26 protein-coding genes are annotated in these 19595 nt (G+C 65.8%); 11 read left to right on the forward strand and 15 right to left on the reverse strand.

What is annotated here, in order from left to right; all coding sequences use genetic code 11:
- Positions 1–393 (reverse strand): OB-fold nucleic acid binding domain-containing protein, encoded by a 393-nt coding sequence (locus tag GFY24_RS19410; protein ID WP_153806500.1) that lies wholly within the window; start codon positions 391–393, stop codon positions 1–3.
- A 157-nt stretch (positions 394–550) separates the two neighbouring features.
- Between GFY24_RS19410 and GFY24_RS19415 the strand changes: the two genes are divergently transcribed.
- Complete coding sequence (locus GFY24_RS19415; protein WP_309231055.1) at positions 551–1267, forward strand: alpha/beta hydrolase; 717 nt, start codon at positions 551–553, stop codon at positions 1265–1267.
- A 77-nt stretch (positions 1268–1344) separates the two neighbouring features.
- Here the strand turns inward: GFY24_RS19415 and GFY24_RS19420 are convergent, their stop codons facing one another.
- Positions 1345–2217, reverse strand: a complete 873-nt coding sequence (locus GFY24_RS19420; protein ID WP_153806698.1) for a DUF3710 domain-containing protein — start codon at positions 2215–2217, stop codon at positions 1345–1347.
- 2 nt (positions 2218–2219) lie between these two features.
- Complete coding sequence (gene dut / locus GFY24_RS19425) at positions 2220–2720, reverse strand: dUTP diphosphatase (RefSeq protein ID WP_309231056.1); 501 nt, start codon at positions 2718–2720, stop codon at positions 2220–2222.
- A gap of 79 nt (positions 2721–2799) precedes the next feature.
- Here dut and GFY24_RS19430 point away from each other — a divergent pair, with 79 nt between their 5' ends.
- On the forward strand, positions 2800–3273 hold the full coding sequence (locus tag GFY24_RS19430; RefSeq protein WP_153806700.1) for a DUF3093 domain-containing protein: 474 nt from the start codon (positions 2800–2802) through the stop codon (positions 3271–3273).
- A 170-nt stretch (positions 3274–3443) separates the two neighbouring features.
- Here the strand turns inward: GFY24_RS19430 and GFY24_RS19435 are convergent, their stop codons facing one another.
- Positions 3444–3746: a DUF4193 domain-containing protein gene (locus GFY24_RS19435; RefSeq protein ID WP_067566805.1), complete on the reverse strand. Its 303-nt coding sequence runs from the start codon at positions 3744–3746 to the stop codon at positions 3444–3446.
- A 419-nt stretch (positions 3747–4165) separates the two neighbouring features.
- Here GFY24_RS19435 and cei point away from each other — a divergent pair, with 419 nt between their 5' ends.
- Positions 4166–4843 carry an envelope integrity protein Cei gene (gene cei / locus GFY24_RS19440; protein ID WP_309231057.1) on the forward strand — a complete coding sequence of 226 codons (678 nt, stop codon included), beginning with the start codon at positions 4166–4168 and terminating at the stop codon, positions 4841–4843.
- 121 nt (positions 4844–4964) lie between these two features.
- On the opposite strand, the gene GFY24_RS19445 is transcribed toward cei, so the two are convergent.
- Positions 4965–5906 (reverse strand): inositol monophosphatase family protein, encoded by a 942-nt coding sequence (locus GFY24_RS19445; RefSeq protein ID WP_153806501.1) that lies wholly within the window; start codon positions 5904–5906, stop codon positions 4965–4967.
- 156 nt (positions 5907–6062) lie between these two features.
- Between GFY24_RS19445 and ppgK the strand changes: the two genes are divergently transcribed.
- Both ppgK and GFY24_RS19455 read left to right on the forward strand, forming a co-directional pair.
- The gene (gene ppgK, locus GFY24_RS19450; RefSeq protein WP_153806502.1) at positions 6063–6821 is read left to right on the forward strand and encodes a polyphosphate--glucose phosphotransferase; all 759 of its coding nucleotides are present in this window, start codon (positions 6063–6065) and stop codon (positions 6819–6821) included.
- A gap of 151 nt (positions 6822–6972) precedes the next feature.
- The gene (locus GFY24_RS19455) at positions 6973–8364 is read left to right on the forward strand and encodes an RNA polymerase sigma factor (RefSeq protein ID WP_309231058.1); all 1392 of its coding nucleotides are present in this window, start codon (positions 6973–6975) and stop codon (positions 8362–8364) included.
- 310 nt (positions 8365–8674) lie between these two features.
- Here GFY24_RS19455 and GFY24_RS19460 read toward each other — a convergent pair whose 3' ends face one another.
- The 3 genes from GFY24_RS19460 to fdxA all read right to left on the reverse strand — a co-directional run bounded on the left by GFY24_RS19460 (position 8675) and on the right by fdxA (position 10065).
- On the reverse strand, positions 8675–8815 hold the full coding sequence (locus GFY24_RS19460) for a hypothetical protein (protein WP_153806504.1): 141 nt from the start codon (positions 8813–8815) through the stop codon (positions 8675–8677).
- Positions 8816–8862: 47 nt separating this feature from the next.
- Positions 8863–9393, reverse strand: a complete 531-nt coding sequence (locus tag GFY24_RS19465; protein ID WP_194852935.1) for an ADP-ribosyltransferase — start codon at positions 9391–9393, stop codon at positions 8863–8865.
- A gap of 336 nt (positions 9394–9729) precedes the next feature.
- The gene (fdxA, locus tag GFY24_RS19470; RefSeq protein WP_153806506.1) at positions 9730–10065 is read right to left on the reverse strand and encodes a ferredoxin; all 336 of its coding nucleotides are present in this window, start codon (positions 10063–10065) and stop codon (positions 9730–9732) included.
- A gap of 111 nt (positions 10066–10176) precedes the next feature.
- On the opposite strand from fdxA, the gene GFY24_RS19475 reads away from it, so the two are divergent.
- Both GFY24_RS19475 and GFY24_RS19480 read left to right on the forward strand, forming a co-directional pair.
- Positions 10177–11106, forward strand: a complete 930-nt coding sequence (locus GFY24_RS19475) for a LysR family transcriptional regulator (protein WP_153806507.1) — start codon at positions 10177–10179, stop codon at positions 11104–11106.
- Between the two features lie 199 nt (positions 11107–11305).
- A complete protein-coding gene (locus GFY24_RS19480; protein WP_153806508.1) occupies positions 11306–11644 on the forward strand; it encodes a hypothetical protein in 339 nt (112 codons plus the stop codon).
- Positions 11645–11792: 148 nt separating this feature from the next.
- Here GFY24_RS19480 and GFY24_RS43360 read toward each other — a convergent pair whose 3' ends face one another.
- Positions 11793–12098 (reverse strand): hypothetical protein, encoded by a 306-nt coding sequence (locus GFY24_RS43360; protein ID WP_309231101.1) that lies wholly within the window; start codon positions 12096–12098, stop codon positions 11793–11795.
- On the opposite strand from GFY24_RS43360, the gene GFY24_RS19485 reads away from it, so the two are divergent.
- From GFY24_RS19485 to GFY24_RS19490, 3 genes are all read left to right on the forward strand, one after another.
- Positions 12078–12803 (forward strand): MHYT domain-containing protein, encoded by a 726-nt coding sequence (locus GFY24_RS19485; protein ID WP_309231096.1) that lies wholly within the window; start codon positions 12078–12080, stop codon positions 12801–12803. The two genes, GFY24_RS43360 and GFY24_RS19485, sit on opposite strands and share 21 nt — an antisense overlap.
- A gap of 200 nt (positions 12804–13003) precedes the next feature.
- A complete protein-coding gene (locus GFY24_RS42095) occupies positions 13004–13195 on the forward strand; it encodes a hypothetical protein (protein ID WP_228566466.1) in 192 nt (63 codons plus the stop codon).
- 18 nt (positions 13196–13213) lie between these two features.
- Positions 13214–13834, forward strand: coding sequence for a cation:proton antiporter (locus GFY24_RS19490; protein ID WP_228566483.1), 621 nt, complete (start codon positions 13214–13216; stop codon positions 13832–13834).
- Positions 13835–13898: 64 nt separating this feature from the next.
- On the opposite strand, the gene eutC is transcribed toward GFY24_RS19490, so the two are convergent.
- Both eutC and GFY24_RS19500 read right to left on the reverse strand, forming a co-directional pair.
- A complete protein-coding gene (eutC, locus tag GFY24_RS19495) occupies positions 13899–14702 on the reverse strand; it encodes an ethanolamine ammonia-lyase subunit EutC (RefSeq protein ID WP_153806509.1) in 804 nt (267 codons plus the stop codon).
- Positions 14703–14712: 10 nt separating this feature from the next.
- A complete protein-coding gene (locus GFY24_RS19500) occupies positions 14713–16125 on the reverse strand; it encodes an ethanolamine ammonia-lyase subunit EutB (protein WP_153806510.1) in 1413 nt (470 codons plus the stop codon).
- Between the two features lie 206 nt (positions 16126–16331).
- Between GFY24_RS19500 and GFY24_RS19505 the strand changes: the two genes are divergently transcribed.
- Complete coding sequence (locus GFY24_RS19505) at positions 16332–17204, forward strand: rhomboid-like protein (protein WP_194852936.1); 873 nt, start codon at positions 16332–16334, stop codon at positions 17202–17204.
- Here the strand turns inward: GFY24_RS19505 and GFY24_RS19510 are convergent.
- The 4 genes from GFY24_RS19510 to GFY24_RS19525 are packed head-to-tail and all read right to left on the reverse strand — an operon-like array spanning position 17100 to position 19587.
- The gene (locus GFY24_RS19510) at positions 17100–18290 is read right to left on the reverse strand and encodes a cation:proton antiporter (protein ID WP_309231059.1); all 1191 of its coding nucleotides are present in this window, start codon (positions 18288–18290) and stop codon (positions 17100–17102) included. The genes GFY24_RS19505 and GFY24_RS19510 overlap by 105 nt on opposite strands.
- A 4-nt stretch (positions 18291–18294) precedes the next feature.
- Entirely contained in the window at positions 18295–18777 is a 483-nt protein-coding gene (locus GFY24_RS19515) for a cation:proton antiporter regulatory subunit (protein WP_309231060.1), read from the reverse strand.
- A 43-nt stretch (positions 18778–18820) separates the two neighbouring features.
- Positions 18821–19189 (reverse strand): DUF952 domain-containing protein, encoded by a 369-nt coding sequence (locus GFY24_RS19520; protein WP_309231061.1) that lies wholly within the window; start codon positions 19187–19189, stop codon positions 18821–18823.
- A gap of 35 nt (positions 19190–19224) precedes the next feature.
- Positions 19225–19587 carry an aldehyde dehydrogenase family protein gene (locus GFY24_RS19525; RefSeq protein ID WP_194852937.1) on the reverse strand — a complete coding sequence of 121 codons (363 nt, stop codon included), beginning with the start codon at positions 19585–19587 and terminating at the stop codon, positions 19225–19227.
- Between the last annotated feature and the right edge of the window lie 8 nt (positions 19588–19595).

Consider the following 19595-nt stretch of genomic DNA (forward strand, 5'->3'; position numbering starts at 1 on the left):
TCAGGAGTTCCCGCGAAGTTCGTAGTAGGGGTTGAAGATGACCTTGCCGCCGGCACGCTCACCGACGCGACCTCGGACCAGAATACGACGGCCCGGCTCGATACCGGGGATACGCCGCCTGCCGATGAAAACCAGGGCGACACTGTCGGTGCCATCGAAGAACTCGGCCTCGACCTCGGCCCCACCCGACTTCGGACACGCCTCCACACTACGCAAACGGCCCAGCATGGTGACCTCTTCGCCACGGCGACACTCCGATGCGTGGCACGCGCCGGACGCCTCCGACGTCTCGGCGAGTTCCTCGGCATCCAAACGATCCAGGTCCTCCGTCAAGCGTCGGCTGAGTCGCCGGAAATAGCCTGACGGGAAGTCCTTTCCACCCGAGGATGGCATCTCGCACGCTCTCCTGTAGAGCCAACACGGCGTGGGTCGCACGTCGTTCGTTTCTTCCACTTACCGGAGGGTTACCCCCGGCCCGTGGACGTACACCGCCACTGTAGAGGGGACGGCCCGCACCCGCCACGCGCGCCTGTCGCAGTACGCTCGCCGGGTGCCAGATCTTCCCCATCCGGCGGTCGCCGTCGCCCTGCCCGGAACCGGCTCCGACGCCCACTTCGCCCGACGCGCCTTCGGATCCGCCTGTGCCGCACTGGATATCCCCTTCCACCCGGTCGACCCCGACCCGCGGCGCGTGATCGACAGCTATCACGCGGCATTGGACGCGGCCGCACGCTCGGGACCGGTGCTGATCGCCGGAATCTCGCTCGGCGCGGCGGTCGCGGTGGATTGGGCGGCCCGAAACCCGGGATCGGTCTACGGCGTAGTCGCGGCCCTGCCCGCCTGGACCGGCGCCGACACCACCGGCTGCCCGGCGGCATTGAGCGCGGCAGCCACCGCCTCGGCCCTGCGCGCGGACGGCATCGACGCCGTCATCGAGGGCATGCGAGCCTCCAGCCCCACCTGGCTCGCCGAAGCCCTCACCCGCTCCTGGCGCACCCAATGGCCGGACCTGCCCGCGGCCCTCGACGAGGCCGCCGCCTACCGCTGGCCCGAAGCGGAACTGTTGAGCAGCATCACCGTCCCCGTCTCCATCGTCGGCACGATCGACGACCCGGTGCACCCCTTCACTGTCGCCCAAAGCTGGACAGACCTCATCCCCGACAGCGAGCTACACCACATCACCCTCGACGAACTCGGCTCGGACCCAGCCATTCTCGGCTCACGCGGCTTCCGAACCCTCGTCCCCCGCCGCATCCCAACCCACTGAGTGGGGCCGCCCACATACAGCAAACGGCCTCCGCCACCTCGTTTCGCTGAGGTGTGCGGAGGCCGTTGTATTTCTGGCTAGTTGAGGCCCAACTGCTGCATGGCCGAACCTTCCGCGCCTCGGCGCGGTTCGGCGTCCGGTTGCGGGACACCCGGCTGAGGGCCGCCTTGGAGGGCGGCGAGCTGCGCGGCCACGGCCTGCTGCTGCGCGGCCAGCTGCTGCTGGTGCGCGGCGGAGAGCTGATCCGCGAGCTCCTGGGGTAGGACCACCGGCAGCGGTTCCCGCACCGGCAGCGGCTCGTCACCGCGGCGCACGATGGTCTCACTCATGATCGCGCGGGCGGCGGCGACCAGGGGCGTGCTCTCGGCGGCCGCACCGGCGGCACCGGCCGCGACCAGGCGCACCATCCAGCGGTGCCCGTCGACGCCGATGAAACGCAGATCCGCGCCCTCGGTGACGGCATGCAGTTCCCGACCCCAGGGACCGTTCTGCACCGATACCTGCGCACCGTCCTTGCGCAGTGTCTCGGCGAGATCGGCTGCGACCGAACGCCATTGGCCCGACGACTTGGGTGCGGCGTACGCGGCCACGGTGATCCGGCCGTGCTCGGTCGCCAGGTGCACCGCCTGCGGGGTGCCATCGGGAGTCATCTCGACCTGCAGCTGCCCGCCGGGCGGGACCGGCACGATGACCGATCCCAGGTCCAGGCGCTGTTCGGCGACATTCTCGAGCTGGTCGGCGACATCCTCGTAGTTGTACGGGCCGACCTTGGAGCCGCGCTCGGGCACCCGGAACGAATCGGTATCGAACTCCGGATCCGTCGCCGCGGTGTACTCGGGTTCGTCGTAGCCCTCGGCCTCGTACTCGACGTCGTCGTCGCCGTATTCGTCGTACTCGTCGTACTGGGCGGCGGCATCCGCGTCGCCCTTGTTCTTCTTGCGTCCGAACATCGTCATGCCTCCTTGCCGACTGATCTACCCGCCCCGCCGGACTGTGCGGTCAGGCTGGCGTGCCCACCGCTCGATCCGTATCCTCCTGCGCCCCGCTCGGTTTCGTCGAGGGAGCCCACCTCGGCGAAGTCGACCCGCTCGACCCGCTGCACCAGCAGCTGAGCGATGCGGTCACCGCGCCGGAGCTCGATGGGAGTACGCAAATCATGATTGATCAAGCAAACCTTGATCTCACCGCGGTACCCGGCGTCGACCGTGCCGGGGGTGTTGACAACCGACAGGCCGTGCTTGGCCGCCAGTCCGGATCGGGGATGGATCAGACCGACCGTCCCGATCGGGAGCGCGATCGCGATGCCGGTACCCACCAGCACCCGCTCCCCCGGTTCGATGATGACGTCCTCGGTGGTGCACAGGTCCACCCCGGCGTCGCCCTCATGAGCGCGCGTGGGTACGGGCATGCCGGCATCGAGCCGCAGCAGGGGAATAGGAGGAATTCCGGTCACGTGCGCCGAGCCTACGCGTTCACCCCCGCAGTCATTGACCTAGTCTGATGTCGTGTCCGACCAGCCCCCTCAGGTGACCATGGAACCTCAGCAGCAGACCACGCCCCTCTACTCCGAGCGCCTGTGGGTGCCGCTGTGGTGGTGGCCCGTCGGATTGGCCGTCACCGGCCTCCTGGCAGCCGAAATCCACATGGGCGCACCGGGTATCCGGGCGTGGCTGCCGTACGTTCTGCTGTTCCCCATCCCCGTCTGGGTACTGCTGTGGATGTCGCGGCACCGGGTCGAAGTGACCCGCGACGCGGACGGAACCCCCGAATTGCGAATCGACACCGCCCATCTCCCGGCCACTTTCGTGGCGCGCGCGGCGGGGGTGCCGACGAGTGCGAAGAGCGCGGCCCTGGGTCGACAACTCGATCCGGCCGCCTATGTACAACACCACGCCTGGGTCGGCCCGATGCTGCTACTGGTACTCGACGACCCGGACGACCCGACACCGTACTGGTTGGTCAGTACGCGTCGGCCCGAACGAATCATGGAATCACTCGGCCTTTAACGAGCCTGGTTGGTCAGGCTGCGCTTGTGGGCCCGAACGAATCCTCGAGGCTCTAGGTGTGGAAATCGCCGCTTAGCTAACGCTTTTCAGACCCAGATCGTCCTTGCCGCGCTCGGCGAACCGAGCGCGGGCTGACGGATATTTCCTGCTCAGGGCTGCGTGACCTGGAATCAGGCCGCGCAGTCCATGCAAATCAGCTGCCCGCCGGCCTCATTGGCCAGCCGGCTGCGGTGGTGCACGAGGAAGCAGCTGGAACAGGTGAACTCATCGGCCTGCTTCGGGATGACCCGAACCGAGAGCACCTCCTCCGAAAGATCCGCGCCGGGAAGCTCGAACGACTCCGCGGTATCGGATTCGTCGATATCCACGACGGCGGACGCGGCCTCGTTGCGACGAGCCTTCAGCTCCTCGAGCGAGTCCTCCGAAACTTCGTCGGTTTCGCTACGCCTCGGTGCGTCATAGTCGGTTGCCATGTCGTCTTCCCCTCGTCCTTACTCCGTATATCCCGGACCGGCTCGTTCCGGTTCGGATTCCCACAGGAATCCGGCCGGGGTTTGCCGCCCCGCCCGTGGTGTACGCCACACGTACACCGGTCACCGACCTGGCCGGATACTCCTGGTCCGTACCTGATCGCGCTCGGTCAACGCAGGACATGCCCTTGTTGTTCCCGAAATCGAACCCCCGATTCAACCCGGGCGATACGATCTGGGCCGCCAGACAATAGCGGACCCCGGGACAAAAGTCGCAATCAAAACACACGCGAGTCGAAACTGAGGGTCAATCGTCACCGACCAGGGAACTGGCCGAGACCTTGACGCGGGTTCCCGAGACCAACCGGGGACTTACCGAGACCTTGCACGCAACCGCGCTCAGCTTTTCGTAGAGTGTGCCTGTGGTTTCACTGATCACCCAAGGCAATTCGACCGACCCCGAGGGGCGGCCCTTCATTCGGCGACGCTGGGAGCCGTGGGCAGCCATGGTGGGCGTCATCGCCGTGATCTGCGTCGGTGTGTGGTTCAAGGCACTGACGACGACCGAGGCCGATCACGGCGCGATGGCATGCAATTCGCCCAGTCCAGCGTCCAGTACCTCCGCTCCCGCGGCCGCCCCACTGGGCCAGCGGGTCGGACAATCCCGGCTGCGCGATGTGGAGCCGGTGGCGCTCGCACAGTCCAAGGTGCGTGTGTTCAATGCCAACGCCCAGCGCGGGCAGGCCGCGCATGTGGCCTCCGAACTGGGCGATCTCGGTTTCGCCAGCGCACCGGACGTGCAGGTCGGCAATGATCCGGTCTACGTGAACGGTGATCTGGAGTGCACCGGGCAGATTCGATTCGGCGTGAACGGGCGGCCCGCCGCGGCGGCCGTGCAGTTGGTCGCGCCGTGTGCGGAGTTGATCGAGGATCAGCGCACCGATGACACCGTGGATCTGGTGCTGGGCTCGCTCTTCCGCGATATCCGGCCGAGCACCGATGCCGAGGAGGTGTTGCGGTCGCTGAAGAATCCGGCCCCGGGCACCACACCGGCTATCGATCCGAAATTGCTGGACGCGGCCCGGCACGCCAAGTGCTGACGTCCTGAGAACCACCGGCCGAAAACCCTTTCCGGCCGTGACCGATACGAGAATCGCCGCACCCGGTTCGGGTGCGGCGATTCGTCATTTCCGGGGTTCGGGCGTGTCTAGCGGGGTGGAGCTAAACCGGGATAGGGGTGGTGACACCGATACGGTCCAGCAGATCGGACAATTCGGCCGCGATTCCGGGGGCGGCGGCGACCACCAACTCCCCCGCCGTCCCCAAGGAGGTCGGCGCGGGCAGGGTCAGCACCGCGCCCGCCTCGGCGGCGATGAGCGCGCCCGCGGCCCAATCCCAGAGGTTCAGGCCGTGCTCGTAGTGCGCGTCCACCCGGCCCTCGGCGACCATGCACAGATCGAGTGCCGCGGAACCCAATCGGCGGATGTCGCGAATCTCCGGCAACAGTTCGGCGATGAGCTCGCCCTGCCGGGCGCGGCGCTTGGGCGCGTAGGCGAATCCGGTGGCGACCAGTGCCATGGAGACCGAGTCGACGGCATTGCAGCGCAACGGAATCGGCGCGTCCACCGGATCCCCGGCCGTGCCCCAGACGCCGAACGCACTGCGATGTGCGCCCTCCCCCAGGCCCGCGCTGTAGGTGACCCCGTGCACCACATCCGCGACGGCTCCGGCCACGGACTGCCCGCCGCGCACCGCCGCCACCGATACCGAGTACGCGGGAATCCCGTAGACGAAGTTCACCGTCCCGTCGATCGGATCCACGACCCACTGCACGGCCTCCTGATCGTCCGCCAGCGTCCCGCCGTCCTCTTCCCCTACTACGTAGTCCCCCGGGCGCAATTCGTCGACGAGGCGGCGGACCAGGGCCTCGGTTTCGGTATCGACGATCGTCACCGGGTCCGTGGGCGTGCTCTTGGACTGCATGGCCTCGTCTTCGACGGCGCCCGGCCCGAAAACCTGCGGGCGGCGTTCGCGCACATGCGCGGCGGCGGTTTCGGCCAGATGTACCGCTATGCGCCGAAGTTCGGCGACGTCGGTCCCGTCGGCGGTCGTGGTGGTGTTCGATGCGGTGGAGGTGAAATCGGATTCCGGCACGTTGACCATCGCAGCACAGATCCGGCATGCCTCGCATTAGGCTTGTCGGGCAGGACACAGCTCATCGGCCGGTTCCAGCCAGGGGAAAACAGGGTCACCGCCGGAGCCGGTATCGTGCCGCGCGCCGGGATTCATCGGCATCATCGGGAGAACGAGGAGTCTTCAATGTCCGCTCGGGGCCACGGGTTCGGGATCGACATCGGCGGTAGCGGGGTCAAGGGCGCCGAGGTCGATCTGGCCACCGGCGAACTGGTCGCGGAACGCATCAAGGTGGCGACACCGCAGCCGTCCACGCCGAACGCGGTGGCCGAGGCGGTCGCGAAGGTGGTGGCGCAGTCCGGTTGGGCGGGTCCGGTCGGCATCACCATGCCGAGCGTGATCATCAACGGTGCGGTGCGCACGGCCGCCAATATCGACAAGTCCTGGATCGGGACCGATGCCCGTTCGCTGTTCTCGCTCGCGCTGGGTGGCCGGGAGGTGACGGTGCTCAATGACGCCGACGCCGCCGGGCTCGCCGAGGACCGCTACGGCGCGGCAAAGGATCTCGACGGTTTGGTAATGCTGCTCACCTTCGGCACGGGTATCGGATCGGCCGTGATGTACAACGGCTTGCTGGTTCCGAACAGCGAACTCGGGCATATCGAAGTCGATGGCCGGGAGGCCGAGCATCGGGCCGCCGCGTCCGTGAAGGATCGCGAGGGCCTGAGCTACGCCGAATGGGCCGTCGAGGTGAGTAAGGTGCTGGTCACGCTGGAAAATCTGTTCTGGCCGAATGTGTTCGTGGCGGGTGGCGGCATCAGCCGTGACTACGCCGAATGGATTCCCCTGCTGACCAACAGAACACCGGTTGTGGCAGCCGATTTGAAGAACACCGCGGGCATTGTCGGAGCGGCTATGGCCGTGTCTGCAGGTATCGCGCCGTAAGCAGGCTGGTTCGATCGTTACAATGGAACAACATCCGGCGGTGCGCCGGTGAAACCAACCCGGCATGCGCGCCGGTTATCCCCCGACAGACCGCTCCGCCGGATCACCACTCTGGCGTGACGCCGCACGAGACCGTCACGAAAGGGCGTACGTGGTAGCCACGAATACCCGAGAGACCGCCGAATCGGCCGACGAAGCCGACTCCGCAGACACCACCGCAGCACGGCCGGTCAAAAAGGCTGCCGCCAAGAAAGCACCGGCCAAGAAAGCGGTAGCCAAAAAGGCTGCCGCCAAGAAGGTCGCTGCCAAGAAGGCGCCCGCCAAGAAAGCCGCCGCGAAGAAGGCCACCGCCAAGGGCGAAGGCTCCGAGGGCGAAGCCGAAGTGATCGGCGAAGACGAGGTCGAACTCGACGATCTCGGCGACCTGGAGGTCGACGAGACCGATCTGGTCGAGGAAGATCTCGCCGAGGACGACGCCGACGAAGAGGCCGAGGCGACTCCGGCGGGCGAGGAGGCGGAAGCCGAGGAGCCCACCGAGAAGGACAAGGCTTCCGGCGATTTCGTCTGGGACGAGGAGGAATCCGAGGCCCTGCGCCAGGCCCGTAAGGACGCCGAGCTCACCGCTTCGGCCGACTCGGTCCGCGCCTACCTCAAGCAGATCGGCAAGGTCGCACTGCTCAACGCGGAGGAGGAGGTCGAGCTCGCCAAGCGAATCGAGGCCGGTCTCTACGCCACCGAGCGCCTGCGCGAACTGGCCGAGAAGGGCGAGAAGCTCCCCGTTCAGCTGCGCCGCGATCTGCAGTGGATCATGCGCGATGGGAATCGCGCCAAGAACCATCTGCTGGAAGCGAACCTGCGACTGGTGGTTTCGCTCGCCAAGCGCTACACCGGCCGCGGTATGGCGTTCCTGGACCTCATCCAGGAAGGCAACCTGGGTCTGATCCGCGCGGTCGAGAAGTTCGACTACACCAAGGGCTACAAGTTCTCCACGTACGCCACCTGGTGGATCCGTCAGGCCATCACCCGCGCCATGGCAGACCAGGCCCGCACCATCCGCATCCCGGTGCACATGGTCGAGGTCATCAACAAGCTGGGCCGTATCCAGCGCGAACTCCTCCAGGACCTGGGCCGCGAGCCCACCCCGGAAGAGCTCGCCAAGGAAATGGACATCACGCCCGAAAAGGTGCTGGAAATCCAGCAGTACGCGCGTGAACCCATCTCCCTCGACCAGACCATCGGCGACGAGGGCGACTCCCAACTCGGCGACTTCATCGAAGACTCCGAAGCCGTAGTCGCCGTTGACGCGGTCAGCTTCACCCTGCTCCAGGATCAACTCCAGTCGGTCCTCGAGACGTTGTCCGAACGCGAAGCCGGCGTAGTCCGCCTCCGCTTCGGCCTCACCGACGGCCAGCCCCGCACCTTGGACGAAATCGGCCAGGTTTACGGGGTAACCCGCGAACGCATCCGCCAAATCGAGTCCAAGACCATGAGCAAGCTCCGCCACCCGAGCCGCTCCCAGGTCCTGCGCGACTATTTGGATTAGTCCGCACCCGAGATCGGGCCGCCGAGCAACTGCTCGGCGGCCCGATCTCGTATCCCGCCTCAAACACACCGCTGTCAGTCCTGAATAGCAGGAACTAGAATTCAGCGTGCGCTCCCCGGCAGTGTCCGTGTGCGCCTCGAAGAGACGCTGCAGGTCCTTACTCTGATTACGGGGCGATCCGAGAACCCACGGACGCGCCCGCTTCTCACGTTGAAATGGTTCGGCGGCGTTGACAGTTCGGCCGACGCCGGATGGATCCTCGGAGGCTCCCGCTCACCAATCTGGTGGCGGCCTGGAGAGCGTGGGGGGTCTACTTATCAGCCTTGCCGACGGGGTTGCGGCGGCGGATCTTGATACCCAGTTTTTCGGCCTCGCGGCGGCGTTCTTCGCGCTGTTCAGGCGTCAGCTTCACGCGCTCGACACGCATCGTCTCTTGCGTCAACGCTCCCATTTCACGCCTCCCTCACGAATCCCTGGATGCGCCACATGCTACGCGCCTCATCCCCAGTCGACACCACTGATGAAGTAGCTGCGCGCGTCGATGAGCAGCACTTCCCGCTCTTCTTTGACGGTGGCGAGATCACCCAGCCGTAGCGCTGGGGTACCTGTGGGCACGATCAAGTCCACGATCACTGCGGGACGGTGACGAATCGAGCGCGGCGGGTATGCCAGACCACAAGTCGACATAAACCCTCGGTGTCTGATTTCCTCTTCGACAAGCGCGTCCGCGGACCCTTCGTCGAAGATGTCGAAGTCGGCCGCCACGGCTTCGCGGGTCACGCGAACGGGCTCAGGAAGCGGATACTTCGCCAGGCCGGACCGGATCAGGTCGATATAACGGGCCACCAGCGGCGACCTTTCGCCGCCATCCCACAGTGCGGCGTTGATCTGCTCGAAGTAGTTATATGCGTATGCTCGGATTGCTCCGCTCTCCTCGGAGGTAAGTAGGGAGTGGTCTTGACTCGTTAGCGCTGTGTCAGCCAGTCGTGTCGTCTGAAAAGCGTCATCCTCGTTATCCGCGTCCACCACATGTGGATTGTCCCGCATCACCACTCGCGCTCGTCCCGCTTCGCGCAGCGCAATCAGCCGCGTGGATTCAGTTCAGCGGCGCTGATCGACGGGGTGGTCTTCAGTTGTCAGTCAAAGATATTGGGCAAGTGCGCGACTACGTGGATTTAGTCGCAACCGAGTAAGGCCCCCTGAGTTCCAACTCTGGGGGCCTTTCTCGCATCCGGACTCCGGGCGCTGGCGTCAAACCTGGGTATTGCCAACGGAATTCAGCGTCCTGAAGAACTTGGCCTTGCTGAACTGGTTGACCGTCAACCACTCTCGGAGGCGGTCGAAGTCAAGGTGGGGCGCAGCATATTACGGGTGGTACTCGCGCACATAAGCTGTATCCACGCCGAGTGCGCCGAGTCGGGTTCCGTTGCCGGGGTGGCCGAGGGGGGTTGGGTGGCCGGGTAGGGGGTCGGTGAAGAAGCGGGCGTTTTCGGTGGCGAACTGTTCTTGGTCTGGGGGGAGGTCGTCTTCGTAGTAGATGGCTTCGACGGGGCAGGCTGGTTCGCAGGCGCCGCAGTCGGTGCATTCGTCGGGTTGGATGTAGGCCATTCGGTTGCCAATGAAGATGCAGTCGACTGGGCATTCTTCGATGCAGGCTTTGTCCAGGACATCTACGCAGGCGGCGCCTATCACGTATGTCATGATGCGGTCCTTCGCTGTTTTCGGGCCGCGAGGTGCGGATATGCATGATCCTGGTGGCCGTGCTCGTCGGACGGTAGCGATCGAATGCCGAGTACGTCATAAGGTGGCCTTATGTTGCTGCCGCCGGGTACGCCTGATTTGGAGGTGCTCGCGCTGCTCGTGTCGGTGGCGGAGTTGGGCAGTCTCGGTGCGGCCGCGCGACGGCACGGGATCAGTCAGCCTGCCGCGAGCATGCGAATCAGTGGGCTGGAGCGGCGGTTGAATCTGTGGTTGATCGATCGTGGGCGCAGCGGGTCGGTGTTGACCGATGCCGGACAGATCGTGGTCGAGCTCGGCCGGCCGGTGCTGGCGGCGGCGCTGGCATTGACCGACGGTATCGCGGCGCTGCACAGTCCGGTGGGGGCGAGCTTGCGCATCGTGGCCTCGACAACCATTGCCGACCATCGCATTCCGCACTGGCTGACGGCGTTGCGGAAGATCCATCCGGATCTGGCGGTGGTTTTGGACGTGGCGAACTCCAGTCAGGTCACAGCGGCGGTCCGCGATCGTGAGGCGGGGCTCGGATTCGTCGAAGGACCGCATCCGCCAACGGGATTGGGCAGTCGAGTGCTGGCTGCCGACGAGCTCGTGGTGGTCGTCGCGCCCACGCATCCGTGGTCTACCCGACGCCGGGCACTGACCACGCGCGAACTCGCCGACACCCCGCTGCTGTGGCGGGAGAAGGGTTCCGGCACCCGGGAGACGGTGTGGGAGACCCTCGAAATGCATGGCACACCGGCTCGGCCCGCGGCCGAACTCGGTTCGGCCGCAGCGATTCTCGCTACCGCCCGCAGCGGCACGGCACCGGCTGTGGTCAGCCGCTTGATCGTGGCGCACGAACTACGCGCCGGTACCCTCCGCGAGGTGCGCCTCGCCGATTCGCTCACATTGACCAGAAAGTTCCGTGCCATCTGGCACCGGCGGACACCTCCCAGCGGTCCCGCAGCGGACCTGGTCGAGCTCGCCGCCCGCATCGAATCCGCGCGCATGCGCCCGAAATAGCCCCGCCGACTGCGTGGCGGTGAAGGGTCGGATCGCGACCGAAGGGGCCTTTCGACACCGGATGGTGCGCCGAATGCGGTGGGGCGGTGGGGACTTCAGGGGACGTTCTGCCCTTGGTACGGCGGTGCGCGCAGGCCACTCTTGATGGAGGCAGAGGCCGAATCCCTGTGGGGATCACACCATTTCGAGAGGGCAAACCATGAAACCGTTGTCGGAATCGCTGATGGATCTCGCGACCAAGGTGAAGCAGTTCGAAGAGTCGTCGGCTGCGGCGCGGGAGCAGAACCGCGCCAAGTTGCAGGCTCGGCGGGAAGAGCTGGGTGCGACCCTCGAGCATGAGGGGAACGAGTTCGAAACGACCACCGCGGAGCTGCGGCAGGCGGCGCAGAGTTGGTGGTCGGATACCAAGGATGCCCTCGAACATCAGATCACGGTGATGCGGGCCGACTTCGACAAATGGCAAGCCGACATCAAGGCGCAGCGTACGGAGCAGCCCGCAGCGGCGGCCGAGCCCGCCGAGCCGGCGACCAAGGGCTGATCACGAGAGCCGAATGCCCCATCGCAGGAGAACGATTCGAAGGCCGCCACCGAGATGCTCGGCGGCGGCCTTCGTTTGCCCCCGCGCACTGGTTCGGAACCCGTTCCCTCACACCGATTCTCAGCAGCGGTTAATAGGAACGAAACATTCACTTTTCAATTTCCCAATCGGACCATCGGCCGGTACTCTTCGCTCGTCGCAGCTGCGATAGCGAAACTTTTGTTCTGGCAATGGAGTTCGAGTGCTGGAAATAAGCCACTTCAGCTATGGATGGGTCACACCCGTACTGGCATACATAATGTCCGTCACCGGATGTTTGCTCGGTCTTCGATGCACGGCGCGTGCGCGCACCGGTGAGGGGCGGCGAGGCTGGCTTATCGCGGCGGCCGTCGCGATTGGCGGAACCGGCATCTGGGTTATGCATTTCATTGCCATGCTTGGCTTTTCGATTCATGGCGCGACGATCCGATACAACGTGCCGATTACCCTGCTCAGCGCGGCGATCGCCATGCTCGTAGTGTGGGTCGGACTGTCGATTGTGGCGACCGGGCGCTGGGGTGGCTGGGAGTTGCCCGCCGGTGGCACGGTGACCGGACTCGGTGTGGGCGCCATGCATTACTCGGGTATGTACGCCATGAAATCCGATGCGATCATTGATTACAATCCAGGTTTGGTAAGCCTTTCCATGGTTATCGCCGTGGTGGCATCGATTGTGGCGCTGTGGTTCACCTTGAATATCAACGGGATTCTCGCCACTTTCGGTGCGGCGCTCATCATGGGCGTCGCCGTTTGCGGTATGCATTACACCGGTATGGCGTCGATGAGCGCACATCAGGGCAATCATATGAGCATGCCGCACGGCGCGGGCGCGATGGAATTGCTCGCACCACTGATGATCAGCGTCAGCATGGTGACCATGGTGTTGCTCATTCACGTCGGTTTGACCGAGGTGGACGAGGCGAGCCGGGTGGCCGAACCGGTGCGACCGGAGCCGGTGCCACACGATCCGTGGTCCCTGCAGGCGCATCCGGTCGGTGTGCAGTCGAATCCTGTTGCGCCACAGCAGTACACGGAAGCGCACAATCCCGAGCCGTATCAGTACCCGCAGCCGCCGCAGTACGCACCGGAGCGCAGCGTCTATCCGCCACGCTTTTCCTGAACTCCTCCGCAATAACCTGAGATTCGCCCCGCCCGCCTGAGAACTTCACGGCGGACTGCTGAGAACAGGGACCACCTGGTCGACTTTCCGGCATACGCGCAGCAAACTGTCTGGCGTGGCGCATCAAATGGAGTTGATCTTCGTCGTCCTGTTCGCGACGATCCTGGCCCAACCGCTCGGTAAGGGGCCTGTTCAATGATGTGACGGCCATCGTCATCTATTCGGTGGCCATTCAGGCGGTGGTCACCGGCAAATTCTCGACATGGGACGCGGCCGGAAAATTCGCCGTCTCGGCACTGGTCGGCGTAGGGGTCGGATTACTGTTCGGCTGGGCGGTCATCGGCGGCGCGGCCGTGGTGATCGGCGTGGTGGTGGGTTTGCGCCTGATCTGACTGCTGATCACCACCGCCCTGTTCCGGAACTGGTGGCGCGATCGCGAGGCCGACGAGCCGTACACCTGGCGAGAGACCGTGGTCACCTGGTGGGCGGGTATGCGCGGAGTCGCGACAGTCGCTCTGGCACTTGCCGTTCCATTCACCACAGATGCCGGCGAACCGTTCCCCCGACGCACCGAAATCCTGTTCACGGCGTTCGCGGTGGCACTGTTCACCCTCCTGCTACAGGGCCCGACCCTGCCCGCGGTGGTGCGCGCCACCGGAGTGCACGTGGACACCGTGCATGAGCGAGCCATGGAGCGCCGCTTGTGGACTCGTGTCCTGGAGGCGGAACTCGCTCGGCTGAAGGAGATCTCGACCACAGAGGCCCTCCCCGAGGAGGTCTACGAACGCCTCCGCGACGGCTTCGAACGCCGTCTGGCACAGGCGGATCCGGAGGCCGCCGACAGCAATGCCCGCATGAACACCGACCGCACCGTGGCCTTCGCCGAACAAATGCGCGCCATCAGCAACGAGGTCCTGGAAGCGGGCCGGGCCGAAGCCCTCGCCGCCCGCCGCGAACCCGGCATCGCCCCCGACGTCGTGGACCGCGTCATGCGCCGCCTCGACCTGCGCACCAAAGCCGGAGCGCCCTGACGTGCATGTACTGGCGCAGGCCCCTTCTCGACGTTTACCAGCGTGATTGCATGCACTTCGGGGGCTATGCCGATTCGGCCTCCAGAATGAGTGTGTCGGCTGGGCTTAACGAGCCGGAGGTGTCCTTGAGGTCGACACCGGAACGGCCCAGACGGCGCGCGCCCTCGATAAGACCGGCGGTGACCTGGGCGGCGCGGGTGTAACCGAGACCCTCGGGTGGGTGGATATTCGAGATGCAATTGCGCTCGGAGTCGGCGCGGCCGGGACTCGGGAGATGGGTGAGGTAAATACCGAGACTGTCGGCCACCGACAGGCCCGGGCGTTCGCCGATCAGGACCAGCAGCGTCGTGACGCCCTGCGCGGAGCCGATGTGGTCGCCGAGGGCTACCCGAGATTGGGTGGCGATAACCGGTGGGGCAAAGGTGAATCGGTCTCCGAGTGCCTCGAAAAGCGCGGCGAGCATGGGCGCACCATGGTCGGTGAGCGCACGGGGTGAGAGGCCGTCGGCGAGCACCACCCCGATATCCGCGCCGGTGTGATGCAGAGCTGAAATGCCCTGACCGGCAGGAAGTTCGGACTTCCCGGGAACACGGCCGAGATCGGGGCGGCGCAGGTATTCGGACCGATTACCGGCACTGCTGCGAACACGCACCGGATCACCGAGCCCGAGCGCTTTCACCTGCGCCGCAAGGGCGTCCACATCGAGAGGATTGTGTACGGCATCGCGTGCGGCCGCATGCGCGGCCCGCAACTCCAGAACATCGGCGGTGGGCAGTGCATCACCGGTCCGCCCCAACCCGATGCGAGCCTGGGTGGTGCGGCGTAGTTCGGCCCAGAATGCCTGGGCAGCAATATCGTTCGTGGTCATACTTCCCCGATCAAGAGGCGCCGGCGAGGGCACGCAGGGGTGAGGACAGGGGTTCCACGGGCAGGATGCGACCGTCCGCGCCCATCATGCCGAGTCGATCCAGCCAGGCGGCGAATTCGGGAGCGGGCGTGAGCCCCAAGACTTTTCGGGCGTAGAGGGCATCGTGGTAAGCCAGGCTCTGGTAGCCGAGCATGACATCGTCGGCACCGGGGACGGCGATGACGAAGGCGCATCCGGCCGCGCCCAGCAGGGTGAGGAGGGTGTCCATATCGTCTTGGTCGGCTTCGGCGTGGTTGGTGTAGCAGACATCCACGCCCATGGGCAGGCCGAGCAACTTGCCGCAGAAGTGGTCTTCGAGCCCGGCGCGAATGATTTGCTTACCGTCATAGAGGTATTCGGGCCCGATGAACCCGACCACCGTATTGACCAGCAGCGGGTCCAGGTCCCGCGCGACGGCGTAGGCGCGGGTCTCGAGGGTCTGCTGATCGACCGGTTTGCCGCCGGTGCCCAGGTGCGCACCGGCCGAAAGTGCCGAACCCTGACCGGTTTCCAGGTACATGACATTGTCACCGACGGTGCCGCGCCGCAGTGAGCGTCCGGCCTCGTCGGCCTCGCGCAGTAGCGAAATATTCACGCCGAAGCCGGAATTGGCGCCTTCGGTGCCCGCGATGGATTGGAATACCAGATCCACCGGCGCACCGGCCTCGATCAATCCCATGGTGGTGGTGACATGCGAGAGCACACAGGACTGGGTCGGAATATCGAACCGCTGCCGCACCTCGTCCAGCAGGTACAGCAGATCGGCGGTGGCCTTGGGCGAGTCGGTGGCCGGATTGATCCCGATGACCGCGTCCCCGCAGCCCAGCAGCAGCCCGTCCAGCACTGCCGCGGCGATCCCGCGCGGATCATCGGTGGGATGGTTGGGCTGCAAGCGTGTGGCGAGCGTCCCGGGCAGTCCGATGGTGGTGCGGAATCCGGCCGTCACCTCGGTGGCCTTGGCGACGGCGATGAGATCCTGATTGCGCATGAGCTTGCTGACCGCCGCCACCATCTCCGGTGTCAGCCCCCGGGATACGGCCGCGAGCGTCACGGCGGCGTCCGGTTCGGCCGCGACGGCGAGCAGCCAGTCCCGCAGTCCGCCCACTGTGAGATGCGAAACCGCCTGGAACGCAACACGATCGTGGGTATCGAGGATCAACCGCGTGACCTCGTCGGTCTCGTACGGCACCACCGGCTCGTTCAGGAAGACACTCAGCGGCACCTCCGACAGCGCCCATTGCGCGGCGGCCCGTTCGGCATCGGATTCGGCAGCGCACCCGGCCAATTCATCGCCGCTGCGTCTGGGAGTGGCCTTGGCGAGCAGTTCCACCAACCCGTCGAAGGTGTGGTTGGTGCCGCCGATTCGCTGGTGGTACCGGGTCATTCGAGCTCCTCCGATGGATGACATTCCCATCCTCCGGATCCATGTTGCTGCGGTGTAACCGAATCTTTCCCGCAGCATTAATGCCGGTTACTTCGCATGCGCGAGACACACCGCTGCGAGCGCGTTGACCTCGGGATACCATGGCAGCAACGCCCCGGTGGGGCATCTGTTCGCACCAGTAGCGCACGCGAGAACGGACCCCGCACATGAGTTTGCGCACCTACCGGCCGCCCTGGGTCGACTCCGTCGATATCGGCGATGAGATCCGGATGATGCGCGCGTGGTGGGGTCAACCGCATCGGCTGCGCCGCGCGGCGAGCGCATATCAGCGGCTGCTGGCGGTGGCCCCGGCCGCTATCGCGTACGCCTTCACCCTGTTCGTCACCTGGTGGACGTTGCGCGGGGCCAGCGATATCGTCGGCCGCCGCCTGATCCTGTCGGCGTCCACGAATCTGCGGAATATGCAGCGTGATCCGATTCAGGTGCTGCTCGCCTCGGCGTTCTGGACCGATGGCGGTTTCCCCTGGGGCGACATTCTCACTCTGCTCACCGTGATGGCGCTGGCCGAGCGCTGGCTGGGTTCACTGCGCTGGATTCTGGTGGTGGCCGCCGGGCATATCGGCGCGACTCTGCTCACGGTGAGCGCGATTTCTCATGCGGTGGCCCGGGATATGATCCCGTTCCGGGTGACGGTGGCCTCGGACGTCGGCCCCAGCTACGGGATTTCGGCCATGCTCGCGGTGATGGCCTATCGATTACGCGGCAGGGTCAGGCTGATTTACGCTGTCGGACTGCTGATCTGGTACGGCTTCGCGCTCTGGAGCGGGCCGACTTTCACCGATTACGGCCATTTGCTCGCGCTGTTCATCGGTTTCGCCGTCGGCGGCCTGGCGGTGCTGTTCTCGCGGCGTCTGCTGGCATGGCGGAATTCGGCCGCTCGCACCGGTCCGACGGCCGAAAGAGCCGCCGTGCCTTCAGATCCCGGCGACGGGGTCGAGTCCGCCGCGGTCCCGCTGGAAGAGCCGGACGGCAGGCTCGACCACTCGGGCGGCGATCGGGCCCAGTATGGCCATAATTAGCACATATGCCGAGGCCAGCGCGGCCAGCTTGTGATTCGTCCCGCCCATCGAAACCGCCAGTCCGGCAATGACAATGGAGAATTCGCCGCGCGCGACCAGGGCGGCTCCCGCACGCGCCCGGCCCATCCGGCGAATGCCCTGCCGTCGGGCCGCCCACCAGCCGGTGCCGATCTTGGTCAATGCGGTGACCACGGCCAGCGCGATGGCCCAGACCAGTACCGGCGGTATGGCCTGCGGATCGGTATTGAGCCCGAAGGCCACAAAGAAAATGGCCGCGAACAGATCTCGTAATGGTTCCAGGAGTTTGGCCGCCTCCTGCGCGGTCGATCCGGAGATGGCGATGCCGAGCAGGAACGCGCCGACTGCCGCCGACACATTCAGCGCGGAGGCCGCACCGGCGACCAGCAGCGCCGCGCCCAGCAGTTTGAGCAGGAAGATCTCATTGTCATTGCTGTCCACCACGGCCGAGACGTAGCGTCCGTAGCGCAGCGCCACCAGCAATACGACGGTGATCGCGACCAATGCGATGGCGAGGGATCTCATCCCGGTGGCGAGGCTCAGCCCGGCCAGCATCATGGTCAGGATCGGCAGGTACACCGCCATGGCCAGATCCTCGAACACCAGGATGGAGAGGATCACCGGTGTCTCGCGGTTACCCAGTCGCCCGAGGTCATTGAGCACTTTGGCGACAATCCCGGAGGACGAGATATAGGTGATGCCGCCCATGGTCACCGCCCCCACCGCCCCCCAGCCCAGGAACAGCGCCACCAGTACGCCCGGCGTCGCATTGGCGACGATATCGAGGATGCCCGCGAGCCAGCCGCGCCGCAGTCCGGTCACCAATTCGGCTGCGGTGTACTCCAATCCGAGCAGCAGGAGCAGTAGCACCACGCCGATCTCACCGGCCAGGTGACCGAACTCGGCGGCGGCCCGCATCTCGATGATCCCGCCTTCACCGAAGGCGAGTCCGCCCAGCAGATACAGCGGAATCGGCGACATGCCGAAGCGGGCGGCGAACCGGCCCATCATGCCGAGCGCGAACAAGATCGCGCCGAGTTCGATCAGTGCTAGGCCGGTCGAATCCACCGGTTCAGCCGTCGGCCAGGATGCGGACGGCCGCGTCCAGTCCGTGCGGTGTGCCGACCACAACCAGCAGATCGCCGGAGTCGAGAACGAAATCGGGTCCGGGTGAGGGGTGTAGTTGGCCCGCGCGCATGACCGCGACTATGGAGGCTTTGGTGCGGGTGCGCATTCCGGTCTCACCGAGCATGCGGCCGCGGTAGGGCGAATTGCCGCCGATGGGTAGTTGGCGGGTGGTAATGCCGGGTAGGTCGCGGTGGTCTTCCTTGAGTTTCTCCACCAGCTGTGGCGCGCCGAGCAGATTGGCCAGCACGGCGGCCTCATCGGTGGTGAGTGGAACCTGCGCCAGGCAGGCGTCCGGGTCGTCGCGCTGGGAGACGATCAGGTCGATGGCGCCGTCTCGATGCGCCACCACCCCGATCCGACGCCCCGAACGGACCTCGAAATCCTTCCGCACACCGATACCGGGCAGCGCTGTCACATCGACGTTCACCCGTCCAGATTAGGACAGGGTGGACCGATACCGGTGGAGCAGCTCAGCTGTCGGCGAGCGCGCTGTAAAGACCGTCCGGTCCTGGCCGGTAGGCGGTGATTTCCACGACCGCCGAAATCGGCAGTGGACCGTACAGATGCGGGAAGCGCATGGACTCCGGATCGGTCGGCACGCCCGGCTCCCACTTCACCGGGGCGCCGAGGCGTTCAGGGTCCAGCCGCAGCAGCGCCATATCCGTGCGCCCCGCGAAGAGCCGATTGGCGGGAAGATGCACCTGATACGGCTCGGACAGATGAATGAATCCGACCTCCGCGAGTGAGGGCGCGCGGTACTCCCCCGCCGCCACGGCCGCCTCCCACTCATCGCGAGCGCAGATGTGCAGCAAGGTCTTCGGCGTCGTCTCGTCGTCCACCCGCTCCAATTTAGCCGTATGGCGCGCGGACCCGATCAGAACGGAGCGGGGCGGGCGACGTGCACCGATACGTCATTGACCTCAACGGGGGTGGGCGCGAACCGGCCCACCGCGCGAGCGCCGACCGCGGCGTCCCCGGTCCAGACACTCACGCACGGCGCGCCGGGCGGGCGCAGGGCGAGTTCGAAAGCCTCGCCCGCTTCGGCGACACGCACCACGGGCAGCACCGGGCCGAGGGTCTGCTGGGTCAGCACGGACATGGTCGGGTCGACATCGCCGAGCACGGTCGGTTCGAAGCTGTGCCCGGCCGCGGTGCCGCCGCAGTGCAGGGTCGCGCCCTCGAGCAGTGCGTCGCGGACCTGATCGCGAACCTGATCGATATGTTTGGCGGAGGTCATGACGCCGA

The sequence above is a fragment of the Nocardia sp. SYP-A9097 genome, assembly GCF_009649815.1.
Lineage (GTDB): Bacteria > Actinomycetota > Actinomycetes > Mycobacteriales > Mycobacteriaceae > Nocardia.

Bases quoted from the DNA above. Each gene is read 5' to 3' on its own strand.
- GFY24_RS19475 (WP_153806507.1), top strand. From the start codon at position 10,177: ATGTTGCTGCCGCCGGGTACGCCTGATTTGGAGGTGCTCGCGCTGCTC.
- GFY24_RS19485 (WP_309231096.1), top strand. From the start codon at position 12,078: ATGCTTGGCTTTTCGATTCATGGCGCGACGATCCGATACAACGTGCCG.
- GFY24_RS19420 (WP_153806698.1), bottom strand. From the start codon at position 2,217: ATGTTCGGACGCAAGAAGAACAAGGGCGACGCGGATGCCGCCGCCCAG.
- GFY24_RS19410 (WP_153806500.1), bottom strand. From the start codon at position 393: ATGCCATCCTCGGGTGGAAAGGACTTCCCGTCAGGCTATTTCCGGCGA.
- GFY24_RS19480 (WP_153806508.1), top strand. From the start codon at position 11,306: ATGAAACCGTTGTCGGAATCGCTGATGGATCTCGCGACCAAGGTGAAG.
- GFY24_RS19445 (WP_153806501.1), bottom strand. From the start codon at position 5,906: ATGGTCAACGTGCCGGAATCCGATTTCACCTCCACCGCATCGAACACC.
- eutC (WP_153806509.1), bottom strand. From the start codon at position 14,702: ATGACCACGAACGATATTGCTGCCCAGGCATTCTGGGCCGAACTACGC.
- GFY24_RS19525 (WP_194852937.1), bottom strand. From the start codon at position 19,587: ATGACCTCCGCCAAACATATCGATCAGGTTCGCGATCAGGTCCGCGAC.
- GFY24_RS43360 (WP_309231101.1), bottom strand. From the start codon at position 12,098: ATGAATCGAAAAGCCAAGCATGGCAATGAAATGCATAACCCAGATGCC.
- GFY24_RS19435 (WP_067566805.1), bottom strand. From the start codon at position 3,746: ATGGCAACCGACTATGACGCACCGAGGCGTAGCGAAACCGACGAAGTT.
- GFY24_RS19460 (WP_153806504.1), bottom strand. From the start codon at position 8,815: ATGGGAGCGTTGACGCAAGAGACGATGCGTGTCGAGCGCGTGAAGCTG.
- GFY24_RS19500 (WP_153806510.1), bottom strand. From the start codon at position 16,125: ATGACCCGGTACCACCAGCGAATCGGCGGCACCAACCACACCTTCGAC.
- GFY24_RS19430 (WP_153806700.1), top strand. From the start codon at position 2,800: ATGGAACCTCAGCAGCAGACCACGCCCCTCTACTCCGAGCGCCTGTGG.
- ppgK (WP_153806502.1), top strand. From the start codon at position 6,063: ATGTCCGCTCGGGGCCACGGGTTCGGGATCGACATCGGCGGTAGCGGG.
- fdxA (WP_153806506.1), bottom strand. From the start codon at position 10,065: ATGACATACGTGATAGGCGCCGCCTGCGTAGATGTCCTGGACAAAGCC.
- GFY24_RS19505 (WP_194852936.1), top strand. From the start codon at position 16,332: ATGAGTTTGCGCACCTACCGGCCGCCCTGGGTCGACTCCGTCGATATC.